Source organism: Bacillus sp. FS02 (assembly GCF_024398395.1).
In the GTDB taxonomy this organism is placed as follows: domain Bacteria; phylum Bacillota; class Bacilli; order Bacillales; family Bacillaceae; genus Bacillus; species Bacillus altitudinis.
Window position 1 is genome coordinate 422,493 of record NZ_CP074101.1, and the last position, 15,306, is coordinate 437,798.

A 15,306-nucleotide genomic window follows, 5' to 3' on the forward strand; every position below is an offset into this window, starting at 1 on the left:
TCACGCACCTCCTGTTTCATTTCCAACAAGTGAAGAGCCAATCCGAACAAATGTCGCACCTTCTTCAATTGCGATTTCAAAATCGTTTGACATGCCCATCGATAAATGCTGACAAGGTGCATTTACTTGGTTCAGTTGTTTTACCTCTTGTTGAAGGCTTTTTAATGTTTTAAAACAGTTTCGTATCACAGTATGATCATCTGTAAATGGAGCCATCGTCATGAGTCCAGCAATTTCAATATGTTTGAAATGAGCGAGCTGTTTGACAAATGGAATCACGTCTTCGCTTTGTAAGCCGTGTTTTGACTCCTCAAGTGATGTGTTCACCTGTACAAAACAGCGAACCGTGTGTTCTGCTCTTTTTTCAATTTCATTCGCAAGGGACATTCTGTCTAGCGAATGTAAGTAGTCAATGGTCTGAATGACAGATTTCACTTTTCGCGTCTGTAAACTGCCGATGAAGTGCCAGCTAATGTTTTCATCGGTTATGGCTGCCTGTTTTTCAAGTAACCCTTGGTCACGATTTTCACCAAAGTGCAAAATTCCGGCATCCTTGGCTTCTAATGCTCGTTCAATCGAGACATATTTTGTGACAGCGACAACCGATACATCGTCTGGATGTCTACCTGCTCTTTTACATGCTTCGTTGATTTGTTCATTTATTTGTCTGAGATTCTCTCGTACATTCAATTGCACTTATGCCTCCTTAAACCCGACAAAAGACATCATACGTCCTGTTTTCCCTTGATCACGCCGGTGTGAGAAGAAATGCTGCTCATTGCAACTTGTGCACATCGAACTGACATGTATGTTTTCTTCTTTTAATCCTGCATGAAGTAATACGTTTTTGTTTAATGTTTTTAAGTCAATTTTGTATTGTCCTTGTGACATCTCGGAATACACATCCTCTGTTGTAAAAGGAAGCTGTTTCACTTGATCTATGACAACATCATCTACTATGTAGCAGCAGCTGCCAATGGATGGTCCAATGACGACTTGTATATGATCGGCATCAGCGCCTTCTTGGCGAACCCATGCATCAACCATGTTGGCGCCAATTTGCTTAACGGTTCCTTTCCAGCCGGCATGAGCCGTTCCAATCAGCCCAGATTGCGGCGCTAGAAAATAAAGCGGAACACAGTCAGCGAAACAAAGAGCGAGCATGATGTTTGGTTCAGAGGTGTATAAACCATCTGTTCTAGAGAGCGCCTCATCATACTGAAGACTTCCTCTTCCCTTTTGTTCCTTTGTGACTTTCATGATGCGATCCTCGTGTGTTTGGTCAGCAAACACCCAATTAGAGAGCGGCACAGCAGTAGCATCTGCAATGACTTGACGATTCATTTGGACACTAGAAGCATCATCTCCTACATGGAGTCCAGTGTTCATTGATTGATATGGAGAAAGACTAAAGCCGCCATTTTTTGTCGTAAAACCGGCCAATATCTCTTTTCCAGAACATGTCATGTTCGTCCAATCATGGATCAGCATTGCATAAGGTGATTTCTGCTGAAAGGGGTCATATTTGTCTATCAAAGCTGCCTCCCACCTTTCATTCATCTCTCTTTATATCGCTCCTATTTTACCACAAGACCTGCTAAGACAGTTAGTGGGATTCATTAAATATTACACTCAAATGTGCCCTTTCTACAGTTTTTTTTTCAAATTGATATGAAAACGTAATCTTTTTACCCGAAAAAGACATTGATTGCTGAGAATGGAGAGCTTATGTTAAGGATCATTGAATGATTCATTGAGGAGTTATACGAATTTTAAGAAGACAAACGGACAAGTATCACATCTTCGCCAATTTTTACTATATTTCGCCACGGGACAATCATTTCCTCTTCTTTTCCGAAAAATCCCATCATTTTACCTGTACCGCCAATGATAATCGCTTGTATTTTACCGCTCGTGACATTGATATCGATGTCTCCAATGGTACCTAATTTTTTTCCGCTGGACACATCGACAACATCTTTGATTTGGAATTCAGAAATACTGATCATCTGTCCTTCCCCGCCTTTCGTTTTCTACTATAATATGTATGATGGAAAAGCAGGGAAGCAGACCAATAGTTTCTCTTATCTACAATTTACTTAAGTGAGGGCGGCCGTTTTGCCACATGACTTCAACTGGACATTCAAAAAAGGAAGAAAGCAAGTCACTTGTCATCATCTGCTTTGTCTCCCCTTTATGAAAAACAGTACCTTCTTTTAATAATAAGGTATGCTGAAAAATCGGGAGAATCTCTTCTGCGTGGTGGGTCGTATAGAGCAATGTGGGCGCATCTGGTTTTGATGCAATCAATGAGATCGTCTCCAGAACTTGTTCTCTTGCTAAAAAATCAAGACCTGTCACAGGTTCATCTAATATTAGAAGCTTCGGATCATTCATTAAAGCTCTTGCGATCAGCACTTTTTGTTTCTCCCCTTGCGAGAGGGTTTCATACGTGCGATTGGCATATTGAAACGAGCCAAATGTTTTTAATAAATCAATCGCCTTCTCTCTTATCTCATCTGTCGGTGTTTCATAAAGTCCGATGGAAGCAAATGCCCCGCTCAAAACAATTTCAAATGCATTGTCATCTCTGTGCAGCTTCTTTTCAAGACCAGCAGAGATGAGACCAATTTTCTTCCTTAGTTTTTCACCAAGCGCTTCCTTGCCAAACACATGGCCTAACACCGTCATCTCACCTGACGTTGGAAAATAATATGAGCAAAGCATATTTAATAAAGCCGTTTTCCCAGCACCATTTAAACCATAAAGCACCCAGTGTTCCTGGTCTTTCACCTGCCAGTCAATAGAACGAAGCAGCCATTTTCCATTTCGTTTTAAAGAAACATCCTTCAAGTCAAGCGACACGATCTTTTCCCCCTGAATAAAAATTCTGAATATACAAATAATAACGTCTACAGCATATCGCAAATGTTTCAATCAGTAAACCTAACGCAAAAAAGCTGCTCCCTAAAAGGAACAGCTTTTTTGCATGGTTACGAAATTTCAATTCGTACGCCTTCTTTAATATCAGGAAACGTATGCGGGGATGCAAAGACAGCTCCCGGTAATACATCATCAAACGGCTCTTGGAAGTAGATCGAAATATGGCCGAGTTCCTTAAAGTTGTCATTTGCTTTATTGCCTAAAGCAGTAATGGTATACGTTTGGTCGCCCACTTGAATCGTTCCGCCTAATTTCAGCGGCTCTTCTTCTAAGTGTTCAAACTCATGAATGACAGACATATCTCTTAATTCCTGCGGCGTTGCTGGTCCAAATAAAACAATCAGCTTATCTTCTTTAAACTGCGGGACTAAGATCCCAATTTCTTTTACGACAGATTGTGTTACCATGTATCTCGATTCCTCCTTTAATACGTTTAATACATACCGAAGCTGGCAACGTATGCGATCACAACAGATAGAACGCCTGTAATGAGACGGCTATACAAAACAGCTGGTACCCCATATTGTACCGTTTCCGGCTTCGCTTCACCAAGTGATAGCCCAACCGGGATAAAGTCACACCCTACTTGACCGTTGATCGCAAACAGTGCTGGAAGAGCAAATTGAGGCGGAATGTTTCCTAGTGCAATTTGACTACCAATCAGTACACCGATGACTTGTGCGATGACTGCCCCAGGTCCTAAGACAGGCGATAGGAACGGTAAGGTACAGACAACAACGAGCAGTAAGAGCCCCCATAAAGATCCTGCCAAAGGTGAAAGGAAATGGGCAATCAGATCACCGATTTTTGTATAATTGATAATTCCAATTAACATACTGACAAAGGCCATGAATGGAATAATGTTTTTAAGGAGCATATCAACAGAATCACGACCAGCTTGATAGAATGTGCCGGTTACTTTTCCGATTCCTCTTGAGAATCTCATGAGGAAATTCCCTTTTTCTTGACGTTCGATATTTTCCTCTTTCAATTTTGAATAGGTTTCTTTGAAATTCTCTTTGTCAATTGGGCCGCTGCTTTCTTGACCTTCTACATTTCCTTCACTATCAGATGCTTCCGCAAAGGAAATATCTTTTTCTGTGACACCTGATACGAAGATATCCTCTGTAATGTGTTTTGCAAGCGGTCCAGAAGGAGAGGATGCCAGCACATCGACAGTAGGAATGCGTTTCATTGGATAAAGCCCAATTCGCGCTGTTCCTCCGCAGTCAATGACAACACACATCATTTCATCTTCTGGTATAGAATTTTTAAAGCCATCACATGCTTCTGTCCCTGTCATTTCTGCAATTTTACGTGCAACTGGGTGAATGCCTCCTCCTGTAATGGAAACGACCTTTCTTCTTTTACCGGTTGGTTCAAGCTCTAATCCTTTTCCCCATCCGCCAGCACCTTTTGCAACAAATACTTTGTGGTTTGTCATGTCTAACCCTCCCCTATTGTGAATTCGCTTTCATTTTTCCTGCTAAGTACTTTGTGATCCATTCCGTAATGATTCCGCGAAGTAAAATGACAACGATCCCGACTAAGAAGTAACGAACAGCCAGCTCTGACATAGAGTATCCAGCTTCTTTAATCCCGTTCGCAATTCCTAAGTAGACAAACAGTTCTCCTGCGTTGGCATACGGGAACAGTGATGTTACCGGATGAACAAATGAAACAGCTGAATCATAGAATGCTGGTTTTTGTTTTTCAGGTAAGAAGCGGCCAAACGTATAAGCCATTGGGTTTGTCAAAATAAGAACGGATAAGATCGGCATTAACGTATAACGCAAAATGGTATATTTCGCTGCAAACTGAATCGCTCTATTCACTCGCTCTTCTCCAATAAACTTCATGACAGCATAAGTGAAAGTAAGTAACACAACAAGCGTTGGAACGATACCTGTAACAAGACCCATGAACTGCTTTCCGCCGGCTTCAAACATCCCGATAAAGTGCTCTCCAAACCATTGAATCCATTCCATGTTTCATCTCCCCTTTCTTAGTTCACATTTGTTATATTTTTTTTAGAAATCGAGACAAGCGCCTGCTCCGCTGCCATGGAGAGTGCTTGCATGACAGCTGGTCCCCTTTTGCGCTTTTTCAATGTTTGTTTCATCATGTGATGCTCATCAAGCACAGCCCCCACATGTTTTCCTTCATAGGAAGGCAGTTCCTTAAATTTAGACAAAATCGAGACGCCACCCAGCACATGACACTTTTGAATGATGTATGATTCATCGACAATGATGAGCGCAATGGCTCCAGGACCAAATTTGCGCCGCTCCATTCCTGAAAACAAGTGATAGCCTTGTTTCCCTTTATAGTCGTCAATCAGTGAATCCATGCTTTTGCGGTAGTACTTGATTTGAATAAACGATAAACCATATTGCACAATCAGAATGATACAAAGTACGATTGCTAATTTTTCCATAGCCTCACGTCCTTATGATTGAAATAAGTGATCTTGTAATGAACGCAGCTTCCAGACCGTTGTGTTTGCATCAAGTTCTACATCATCATGAGATAGGAATTGCCCCAATTTGATATCTTTTTTCGCTACCACTTTTCCGCTGATTAAGCCAATTGGGATGTGGCCGTTCGCTTTCATGTCTTGATGTGTTTCAAGTACACCTCTTACGGAGTATCCGCCAATACCATCAAGTGTTTCTCCTGCTTTAATATCTCTTTTCGCCACAGCGACAGTTTCTGATACTGGTACACCAATTGGATGGATTGAAGAATCATGTTGTAAGACTGCTTTTGCGATCGTCACTGGTGTTTCAAGACTTGCTAAGTGGAAAGGACGATACAGTGTGTAGTGAGGACCTTTTCCAACTTTTAAGTAGCGAAGTTCTTCATCTACTGGCTCAAGATCACTCTTGACGATGACAAAGACACCTGGTGCCAGTCCGTTTACATATTCAACGACTCCGAAGTTATCCAGTACGCCGCCTTGCTGTTTTTGATTTAATTTATCTGCTACATTTTCTAAATTCGCTTCTACTCCATGCATGCCGACTTTATCAGGCAAAAGTCCTGTTGCATTACTTAATAGGTTCATTTCTGCCATCGTTTTTGTTCCGTCTTGGAATGCTGCCAGCATGTGGGCACTCATATGTTTACTATCTGCTTCAGCTTTACACGTATCTGGGTTTGCTTCTGGGAAGAATGGGTTGTTCTTACCTTTCCCAGCAACCAATACTTCAAGCCCCATTGTTTTTGCAAATTCATATAGTTCTAGCGTTGCTGCTGGTTCATCTCCAGCTGATCCAGAGTAAACAAGTCCTGCATTCGTGAATAATTTATGCATGACCAAGCCGATCGTAATATCGACTTCTACATTTAAAAGAACGAGATGTTTTTTTGAATTAAGCGCTTCCAAAGAAATGTTTGCTCCGACCTCTGGAACACCTGTTGCATCCACAACGACTTCCACAGAATCTGATTGAATCACTTCTCTGTAATCATTTGTGACGACCATTTGATGTGGTTTCGCATGTTGCTTGTAAAAATTCGCTGCTTTCTCAGCTGCACTAAGATGAATATCACAAACACCTGCGACAATCATACCTGGAATTTTAGAAATTTGTGAAATGAGTCCAAAGCCCATTTGGCCTGCCCCGATAATCCCAACTTTAATTGGATCTCCGCTGCGTTCTCGTGCTAACAATTGTTGATAAATTGACATCTAAATCATCCTTTCAGGTTTTCTTGCTTCACAATAGATTGCTAGAAAAATAATCTGAAACTTTTAACAAATGTTATAAAAATTAACAAAAATCTGTTTCTTGTAACATTTGTTATTTTATTTATCATTTGTTATGAACTTAGTTTATATGATGTGTCAACTTTGTGTCAAGATAAAATCGATAAAATTTTCAATCTTTTTGAGTCTAAAGACTCAAAAAAACTACCTAATCGGCTTAGGTAGTTACTTTAATAGGGCATCTCCGGTTTGTTCATCTGTAATTAACACATGAATTAATCCACCTTCTAACGCTGCCCTGATCGCTTCAATTTTTTCTTCTCCTCCAGCGACACCTATCACAAGCGGGATCTCTTTCAGTTTTTGAGGACTGATCCCCATCACCCGGTCGTTCCACGGATGCGGATACACTTCACCTGTATGATCAATAAAGTTATAACAAATGTCACCCGCGACATCTTTCGCTTGCAGGATATCTTCCTCACCACTTGTCATATAGGATTTCACCATCGTTGAATGTTGCGGAACCCCGCCTATTCCTACGACCGCGATATTTGATGATTCTCCTAATTCAATGACTTTTTTGATCGACGGCTGTCTAATGAGTACATCTTTCGCTTCTTTCGTATCAAGCATGACAGGCACATGTAAAAACTCACATTTGGATTTGAGTGCTTCTGAGCATCTTCCAATAATATAGTTGGCATGAATATCAACATCTTCATTTCCGACGCCTCCGACAAGCGGAACAAATGTCACAGACGGAAAATGCTGAACAGACGTAAGCGCTTTCGCCATTTCATGCAAGGTTGTCCCTGATGAAAAACCGATGACTTGTCCATCCTTCATGACTTTTAATAAAAAGCCCGCAGCCGCAGCTCCTATCCGACTTTTTGTTGTTTCTTGACTGAGAGATTCCACACACACGACTTCTCGCAGCCCATATTTTCGCTCTATTTTTCTTTCTAACGAACCATATTGTTGATTTACTTCATCATGAATAATGATTTCCACGATTCCTGCTTCACGTGCTTTTGCCAAATATTTCGATATGAGCGAACGACTAACCCCAACAGCTTCTGCAATTTTAGATTGAGTGGCGCCTTCTTCATAGTACATATGCGCAACCTTAATGAGCAGCCTTCTTTCATCATGGAATGTCATAATAACCCTTCTTTCCGCTTCTCTATTCCCTCACAAATGATATTTCAAATAACATTTGTTAAAAACAGATTAAATGAAAAAAATAACAGAGTCAATACTACAGATGGGTTCTCTAAAAAGAATGAAAAAAGCCGCACATTAGCGGCGGCTTTAAAAAATATTTTTATTCATTTGTTTGATTGCTGCTTTTTCAAGCCTTGATACTTGTGCTTGAGAAATGCCGATTTCTTCTGCCACTTCCATTTGTGTTTTGCCTTGGAAAAAGCGTTTACGAAGAATCATTTTTTCTCGATCATTCAATCTGCGCATTCCCTCTTTTAAGGCCAATTCTTCTACCCATTGTGTATCTTTGTTCCGTTCATCACTAATTTGATCCATCACATAAATCGGATCTCCTCCGTCATTATAAATCGGTTCAAACAAAGAAACAGGATCTTGAATGGCATCTAGGGCAAAAACAATTTCCTCATGAGGGACTTCTAACACTTTGGCAATGTCTTCTGCCGTTGGTTCCTTGCTTGTCTCACTAATCAGTCTCTCACGGACTTGAAGCGCCTTATAGGCAATATCTCTTAGTGAACGAGATACCCGGATAGGGTTGTTATCGCGCAAGTATCGACGGATTTCTCCTATGATCATAGGGACCGCATAAGTTGAAAATCTGACATTGTGGCTTAAATCAAAATTATCAATTGATTTCATTAATCCGATACAGCCTACTTGGAAGAGATCATCAACATACTCGCCTCTGTTGTTAAAACGCTGAATCACACTTAAAACCAACCGCAAATTGCCATTGACTAGCTTTTCTCTTGCTGTATCATCACCTTCATCTTGCAGCTGTCTGAATAATTTTCTCATCTCGTCGTTTTTCAGAACAGGCAGTTTGGAGGTGTCGACTCCGCAGATTTCCACTTTATTTCTGGACACTTTTTTCCCTCCCTACAGGAGCTGTTGTACAAAGTTCAGTATCTCCGTGGGATGGAAAAATATGCACGGTCTACGACGAGAAAGATGTGAAAAAATGGTGATCCCTTTGACAGTGCAGGGATAAAGCTTTCAAAAATTTTTTTTTAGACCATCTTATTAAATTCTTTTTGCAATCGTTTAATAATTCTTTTTTCGAGCCTTGAAATATAGGACTGAGAAATACCAAGCATGTCGGCAACATCTTTTTGGGTTTTTTCTTCACCGCCAACTAAACCGAACCTCAGTTCCATGATCTGTTTTTCACGATCGTTTAATTGTTCTAACGCTTTTTTCAGTAATTTTTTATCGACATTTGCTTCAATATCTCGGGTGATAATATCATCATCTGTCCCAAGTACATCTGATAAAAGCAGTTCATTACCGTCCCAGTCGATGTTAAGCGGCTCATCAAACGATACTTCTGATCGGATTTTATTATTTCGGCGCAAATACATCAAAATTTCATTTTCAATACATCTAGACGCATATGTGGCAAGTTTGATCTTTTTTTCTGGATTAAACGTATTTACTGCCTTGATGAGGCCTATCGTTCCGATACTAATCAAATCCTCAATGTTAATGCCTGTGTTTTCAAATTTTCTTGCGATATAAACGACCAATCGCAAGTTTCTTTCGATCAAAATGGCTCGTGCTGTTTGATCCCCTTTTGGTAATTTAACGAGCAATTCTTGTTCTTCATCCTTTGATAATGGCGGAGGCAGTGCCTCACTTCCACCAATATAATAAATCTCATCACTCTTTAGCCCTAGCTTCATGAGGAGTTTATACCAGTAGTAAGTGAGTTTAAATTTTAATTTTTTCATCTTCTTCTCCCTTCTAAATGTCCAGTTGACTTCGTAAGATAAAAGACATCACAAAAAAACTACGACACCCCTTGTATCATTTTTCCGTCTAACATCTCTGGATGAATGATGGATTGAAATTCCTGATCTGCTGATAATCCACTTAGACTCATCCCAACAAAACACTTCGCTGGCTGGATTATATGCGTTTTTGTATAAAGGACGACCGTATCTGGTTTAAAGCATAGTAGAAACCCGTGATCATGACCGACTGCGCGATACGGAACGAGTCTTAAACGATCAAGCAGCGGAAAATGGTCATCGAGCTTTTGCATCACTTCAACAGGATGAAACTGTTTCATTTTTTCTATAAATGGCTCTCCGAAAATAGATGTGAGCTGATCGAGCTGGACGATCATGACAGGTGTTTTCGTCAATGGATCATACAGCTGATTTCCAGAATCGACCAGACCATTTAATCGGATCGTTTCTCCTTGAATGTGTATCTCCACAAGTACTTGTTCGTCATATTGTCTTTTTTTCGCACCAACCTCTCCTAATCGTTTCTTTGAAAACAGCCAAATGGCCGGAAAGCCAGTGAGAACAAAAAGCCAGCTAATGGGATCACCAAATCCATCATTTTGTGAAATAAGCAGTCCATCTTGAATGACTGTATTTGTCTGCAAAAACGAATGAACCCCGATCATGCCCCCTCCCATCAAAAATGTGACAAAGTAAAAAGCAAACAGGTTTTGAAAAAAGGAACGAAATCTTTGAAAGCCAAAGGTTCCAAGCACGATCAAGACAGAAAAAAGCAGTTTGCCTAAAGGGTGCGACACAATCATTGCAAATGGCGTAAAGAGCAAGAGAACAATGCTCGATCCAATGAGAGCTCCTAACATATATCGCCTTTTTTTCACTTGTCGTTTGAGAATAAATGCCGTGAGTAAGAGCAGCAATAGATCAAAACAAAAGTTTAACAGCCAAATGACATCTAAATAAATGACCACCTTCTGCTCCTTTCATCTGAAACAAAGAATCAAAAGCAGTACTTGCACTTGTTTGTACCAGTATAAAACAGTCATCGGATGGAAGTCTGTCAATTCTTGTAGGGGATGATAGAGAACTTTTGGTGGATTGTTATCGTTTTTGTCGACGTATGAAACAGAAAGAACATCGGAATGATTTGTTGGACAAGTGTCTCCTCTATCCATTGCACAAAAAAAGACACGCTCCGAAGAGTCGTGTCTTTTTCGCTGTCATTCTTTCTCATTGATGGTGAGTGTTCCTTCTGCCTTCTGTCTTGTGACATTTCCATAATCATCTTTGACAATGACTTCAATCACTGCACCTTTTGCTTTTGCAATAGATGTCGCCGTCCAGTAGCCTTCATACGTTCCCGGTGCTACTTCACGAATCGGCAGTTCGGTTGTGTTTTGAAGTTTTGATCTAGCATTTGTCAGCGGCATATGAAGAACAAAGGTGGCATCTAGCTTTTCCCTGCTTTTAAATGAAATCTTAACCGATTCACCTGATGATAGATTCATATTGTCTTTTGGCGCTAATTCAGAAATGACAGGTGCATCATATTGTACATCGATGTCGACCTTTTTAGTCGTTTTGTTTCCAGCCGCATCTTTTGCTGTCACTTTGATTGTATTTTTCCCGTTCTCAAGCAGCACCCTTGCAGAATATGCCCCATCCTTTACGGTCGCTTTTTTTCCATTGACTGTGACTTGATCTAGATAATCATCCGCTACTTTCCCTTCCACCGTGAGTGATTCTCTATTAGACTTGTCGCCTTTTTTCGGTGTATCAATGGTCAATGTCGGTGCTGTTTGATCGATGATCACCTTGACTGGCTTGGAATGTTTTGTTGAGCCTTTATCCGTTACAGTCGCCGCCGTGAAGACATGCTCTCCACTTGGAACAGATACATTTTCTTTGAAAGTACCCGACTCATCTGATTTGACGTTGGCCACCTCTTCATCATTCTGATAAATGGCCACATCGAGACCCGGAGAGGCCGTGCCTTCAATCGTCAATTCACCTTGATTTGTAATGGTTCCTGCCTTTGGAGAAGTGATTTCTGGTATATCTGCTTCATAGTTTACGAGCGCACGTATCATATAATTCCCCTCTTCTTTCGGAGAAGGAGAAAAAGCACCGCTCGTCAGCTGCCAACTTCTTTCAGCATTAGGGCCATCTTCATCTGTGGCAAGTCCCGGAGATTCGGTATTCTTTTTCGTTTGAATATAAACAAGATAGAAATCTCCATCCACTGTAATGGCTTGATCTTCTAAATCTACTTTTGTCCATTCACCATTACGCAGCGCATTTGCTTTTAAAGGTCCTGCGATTTTCTCACCTGGTGCGCCACCCTTCCCAGAAGCATCATATACTTCAACAGCAAATTCATCGCCTCCAGGAGCTGGCCATTCTGATGTCCAAAACCGGAAAAGACCACCTGTGACTTGTGCTTGTTTCTTTCCTTTTTCTAATGAAAACTTCACAGCCCAGCCATTGCCAGGATCGTAGAAAGCCCGTGCATTTTCAGCCGTTCCATCATCGTAGCCAATCTCTCCCGGAAAACCGATAAAAGGCTCAAGTTTCACTGACTTTTCAAGCGGCTTTTCCGTCACATCCGCTGTAAACGTATAGCCTTTAAACCCCTTTGCAAAAATTTTGACTGTATAGACACCACTTAATGCCTCTAGAGAAAATTCACCGGATTCATCTGTTTTCACCGGCTCAATTTTTGCGTCCTCCACAAGATAAACAGTTGCATTCTTCACCTTTTCACCAGTTGTTTCATTGACGACCGTGCCAGAGATCGTTCGTTTCTCTAGCGGCTGTAAGGAGAAATTCGCTTCTGCAGTTTCTTTTGATGCCACTTTGACTTTTTGGGACCGTGATTCAAAGCCGTAAGCTTCTGCTTTCACTGTCCATTCTCCTGCTCCTTGAGACAGCTGATATTTCCCTGTCGCTTCATCGGTGGAAGTTGATTTTCCGCTTTCTAGAACACTGATTTGCGCTCTCATTGGAAGAGCTTGAATAGACGGAGCATCATGACTGTTTTGCTTTTGAATTTGTACATGTTTATTTTTTACTTTAGCAGGCTTTGCCTTTTTTGGATCAACTGATTTCTTATTCTGGCTTGTGGATTTTTCTTTTTTGATCACACCCAGCTGGTTCTTGGCTTGTTGAGACAATGCCTGATCTGTGATTTTCACATCATCTAAATAAAAGCCATCTTTTGTGACACTGCCATCTGTTCTTATCTGAAACAGGACTCTCACTTTTTGACCTTTATAAGCAGATAAATCAACTTCGCCTGCTGTCCACGCATTTGTTTTCCCCGTATAAGCTGTCACTTGAACGGCGTCTTCACCCTCTGGCTGTACATAGACATGCACATAATCATAATTGGCTTCGAGATCATGCCAGTATTGATATTGCAGGTAGGAAGAACCTGAATCTGGTACAGCAATGAGCGGCATAGACAAATTGGCGTCCGTTTTATTTTCATAAGGACTGTCTAAATTGGTGGCATAGACATGTTCCCCGCTAAATGCTTGTTTTGGACCTGTGGACGGTCTTCCCCACTGCCACGGATCTTTTGTTCCACCACTGAACCATCCACTTGGCCATGCTTCAAAATCTTGTGAGTAGCCAGTGGTGATGGATGTTTTAATTGGAAGTGTATAAGAATCTGATGCCGCTTCATTTCCTCCAAAATCTTTCACAATCCATCGGTACGTCACGTTTTCCCCCTCAAGTTCAGGGAGCTGCACCGTATAGGTTCCTTTTAAATGATTCCCATCCGTGCGGTCAGCTTGCAACGTCTCCCATTCACCTTGATCTACTCGGTAAGTCAAAGAAACATTTGTCACTGCTATCCCATCTTCTGCAGTGATGGTCAATGGGGTTGGCGTTGCAGTAAAAATTTCATTCGGACCTTTATGTGAAAAAACAGGTGGTTCTGTATCTTCTCCCTCTTTTGTCACCTGACCTTCAATCGTACCGATTCCATTGGTTAAAGCAGTAATCGCCTCTCTTGCATCAACTAACCCTGCCCCATAACCGTTGTTAGGGGATTCAGGAAATTGCTGATCTGTCAGTGGTTTCGCTGTCTCAATGAGAATTTGCTGAATTTCATCCACAGAAAGGTCTGATTGCACTTGGCGAAGAAGAAGAACAACAGCTGAGACATGCGGACCTGCCATCGATGTACCATTCCACCCATCCTCATATCCTTTTCCCGGGATCGAAGAACGAATGTTTACTCCCGGAGCAGCAATATCTGGTTTCATTACGCCATATGGAGAAGGACCCTGAAGGGAGAAAGACCCTAACTTGTTGTCATGATCTGTTGCGCCCGTAGCAAAGGCTTCTTGATAGTTAGCAGGATTTGCAATCGAACCCGCGCCGCCTGGATTGAATAAATCGGTATTACCGGCTGAAAATTCTGGAAAGATGTCTGCTGCTCTCCAAGCATTCACTACATCTTTATACCAATCATCAAGACCTGGCCCACCGCCCCACGAATTATTCACAACATCAGGTGCCTTTTCTGGGTGAGGATTTCCGCTTTGATCTTTCGGTGCTAAAATCCACTCACCGGCATCTAACAGATCAGCATCTGTACCGCCATCTTCTGAAAAAGCTTTCACTGCAATCCATTCTGCTCCCGGTGCGACCCCAATTTGATTCTTTCCATCTGGCTCAGAACCAACCATTGTGCCTGTCACATGGGTCCCGTGCTCCAAGTCATCATAAGGGACTTCAGAGCCTGTCGTGGCATCATACCAATTCAGTTCATGAGATGGTTCGTTCGGACGAGCAGGATCAAACCCGCGGTATTTTTCTTTTAGCGCAGGATGATCCCATTCGACACCAGTATCAATACTTGCCACAACGGTTCCAGTCCCGTCATAGCCTAAATCCCACGCTTCTGGTGCATGCACCTGAGCAATATTCCATTCGACTCCATCTACTGCTTTGATTTGTTTGTTTGGCTTAGCATGCTTCAAATCAACAGGACGATGAAGTTGACGTGTTTCATTCGGCAGCACTTGAGCTACTTCTGGAAAAGAAGCAACCTTTTCCATCACTTCTTTTGTTGCCGTCACAGCTAGACCATTCACAATATAGTAGGAATGAATATCTTTCACTTGCTTATTCTTTTTTTCCTTTTGTAAATACGCTAGGAGCGCTTGCTGCGTTTCATCAGATGTTGCTCTCAGCTCAGATACAACGGCTGATCTTTTTGTGTACTGCGTTTTAGCCGCAGTTAATTTTTGTTTTTTTGCTTTTGATACAGCTTCTTTTGCTACTTTTTGTACATTCGTTTGTTCCTTCATTTTGACTAAGAAGGTCACCTTATCTTCCTTTTGAAATTGCTTCTTTAATCTCGAAGAAATCTTGGCTTTTGTAGTCTTAGAGGAAACGGCTTCCTCCTGATATGAGGTAGAAGTCGATTTTGCTTGAACCATCCCAAAGCTTGTCATCGTTAAAGTACCAATCACCAAAAGACTTATGAAACGATAGACGGCGGTTTTGCGAAACTTCACTTTCAATAAAATCCCTCCTCCTCAAATGGTCAAACAGTGTGTATCCTGCCCTCCCCCTTCTTTTTGATCATGACAAGTTTCTTGGTGTTCTCATTAATGTAGTCAAATAAACTTCAACATTTTGTCGTTTTTTGTAAAGGAA

The 15,306-nt window shown here is 41.3% G+C and carries 14 protein-coding genes; all 14 read right to left on the reverse strand.

Annotated features, from left to right (window positions below; all coding sequences use genetic code 11):
- Positions 1–690 carry a YggS family pyridoxal phosphate-dependent enzyme gene (locus KFQ09_RS02140; RefSeq protein WP_050827689.1) on the reverse strand — a complete coding sequence of 230 codons (690 nt, stop codon included), beginning with the start codon at positions 688–690 and terminating at the stop codon, positions 1–3.
- Positions 691–696: 6 nt separating this feature from the next.
- Positions 697–1,560: a peptidoglycan editing factor PgeF gene (gene pgeF / locus KFQ09_RS02145; protein WP_050827240.1), complete on the reverse strand. Its 864-nt coding sequence runs from the start codon at positions 1,558–1,560 to the stop codon at positions 697–699.
- A gap of 212 nt (positions 1,561–1,772) precedes the next feature.
- Entirely contained in the window at positions 1,773–2,009 is a 237-nt protein-coding gene (locus KFQ09_RS02150) for a YlmC/YmxH family sporulation protein (RefSeq protein ID WP_008344958.1), read from the reverse strand.
- 79 nt (positions 2,010–2,088) lie between these two features.
- Positions 2,089–2,865, reverse strand: a complete 777-nt coding sequence (locus KFQ09_RS02155) for an ABC transporter ATP-binding protein (RefSeq protein WP_017367201.1) — start codon at positions 2,863–2,865, stop codon at positions 2,089–2,091.
- Between the two features lie 128 nt (positions 2,866–2,993).
- A complete protein-coding gene (locus KFQ09_RS02160; RefSeq protein ID WP_255836001.1) occupies positions 2,994–3,350 on the reverse strand; it encodes a PTS glucitol/sorbitol transporter subunit IIA in 357 nt (118 codons plus the stop codon).
- 26 nt (positions 3,351–3,376) lie between these two features.
- Positions 3,377–4,387 (reverse strand): PTS glucitol/sorbitol transporter subunit IIB, encoded by a 1,011-nt coding sequence (locus tag KFQ09_RS02165; RefSeq protein WP_024720315.1) that lies wholly within the window; start codon positions 4,385–4,387, stop codon positions 3,377–3,379.
- A 13-nt stretch (positions 4,388–4,400) separates the two neighbouring features.
- Positions 4,401–4,931: a PTS glucitol/sorbitol transporter subunit IIC gene (locus KFQ09_RS02170; protein WP_003210918.1), complete on the reverse strand. Its 531-nt coding sequence runs from the start codon at positions 4,929–4,931 to the stop codon at positions 4,401–4,403.
- Positions 4,932–4,948: 17 nt separating this feature from the next.
- Complete coding sequence (locus KFQ09_RS02175) at positions 4,949–5,380, reverse strand: transcriptional regulator GutM (protein ID WP_008354650.1); 432 nt, start codon at positions 5,378–5,380, stop codon at positions 4,949–4,951.
- Positions 5,381–5,392: 12 nt separating this feature from the next.
- A complete protein-coding gene (locus KFQ09_RS02180) occupies positions 5,393–6,637 on the reverse strand; it encodes an NAD(P)H-dependent oxidoreductase (RefSeq protein WP_025207299.1) in 1,245 nt (414 codons plus the stop codon).
- Positions 6,638–6,880: 243 nt separating this feature from the next.
- Positions 6,881–7,819, reverse strand: coding sequence for a sugar-binding transcriptional regulator (locus tag KFQ09_RS02185; RefSeq protein WP_017359359.1), 939 nt, complete (start codon positions 7,817–7,819; stop codon positions 6,881–6,883).
- A 150-nt stretch (positions 7,820–7,969) separates the two neighbouring features.
- The gene (sigG, locus tag KFQ09_RS02190) at positions 7,970–8,749 is read right to left on the reverse strand and encodes an RNA polymerase sporulation sigma factor SigG (protein ID WP_003211879.1); all 780 of its coding nucleotides are present in this window, start codon (positions 8,747–8,749) and stop codon (positions 7,970–7,972) included.
- A 143-nt stretch (positions 8,750–8,892) separates the two neighbouring features.
- On the reverse strand, positions 8,893–9,612 hold the full coding sequence (gene sigE, locus KFQ09_RS02195) for an RNA polymerase sporulation sigma factor SigE (protein ID WP_007499746.1): 720 nt from the start codon (positions 9,610–9,612) through the stop codon (positions 8,893–8,895).
- Positions 9,613–9,671: 59 nt separating this feature from the next.
- Positions 9,672–10,601, reverse strand: a complete 930-nt coding sequence (gene spoIIGA / locus KFQ09_RS02200; protein ID WP_079919226.1) for a sigma-E processing peptidase SpoIIGA — start codon at positions 10,599–10,601, stop codon at positions 9,672–9,674.
- A 249-nt stretch (positions 10,602–10,850) separates the two neighbouring features.
- Complete coding sequence (locus tag KFQ09_RS02205; RefSeq protein ID WP_370648310.1) at positions 10,851–15,170, reverse strand: S8 family serine peptidase; 4,320 nt, start codon at positions 15,168–15,170, stop codon at positions 10,851–10,853.
- Positions 15,171–15,306: the final 136 nt, after the last annotated feature.

What these genes read in the sequence shown, in the direction of transcription:
- KFQ09_RS02150 (WP_008344958.1), bottom strand. Translation starts at nt 2,009, where the DNA reads ATGATCAGTATTTCTGAATTCCAAATCAAAGATGTTGTCGATGTGTCC.
- KFQ09_RS02180 (WP_025207299.1), bottom strand. Translation starts at nt 6,637, where the DNA reads ATGTCAATTTATCAACAATTGTTAGCACGAGAACGCAGCGGAGATCCA.
- sigE (WP_007499746.1), bottom strand. Translation starts at nt 9,612, where the DNA reads ATGAAAAAATTAAAATTTAAACTCACTTACTACTGGTATAAACTCCTC.
- KFQ09_RS02160 (WP_255836001.1), bottom strand. Translation starts at nt 3,350, where the DNA reads ATGGTAACACAATCTGTCGTAAAAGAAATTGGGATCTTAGTCCCGCAG.
- pgeF (WP_050827240.1), bottom strand. Translation starts at nt 1,560, where the DNA reads ATGAATGAAAGGTGGGAGGCAGCTTTGATAGACAAATATGACCCCTTT.
- KFQ09_RS02185 (WP_017359359.1), bottom strand. Translation starts at nt 7,819, where the DNA reads ATGACATTCCATGATGAAAGAAGGCTGCTCATTAAGGTTGCGCATATG.
- KFQ09_RS02170 (WP_003210918.1), bottom strand. Translation starts at nt 4,931, where the DNA reads ATGGAATGGATTCAATGGTTTGGAGAGCACTTTATCGGGATGTTTGAA.
- KFQ09_RS02175 (WP_008354650.1), bottom strand. Translation starts at nt 5,380, where the DNA reads ATGGAAAAATTAGCAATCGTACTTTGTATCATTCTGATTGTGCAATAT.
- KFQ09_RS02165 (WP_024720315.1), bottom strand. Translation starts at nt 4,387, where the DNA reads ATGACAAACCACAAAGTATTTGTTGCAAAAGGTGCTGGCGGATGGGGA.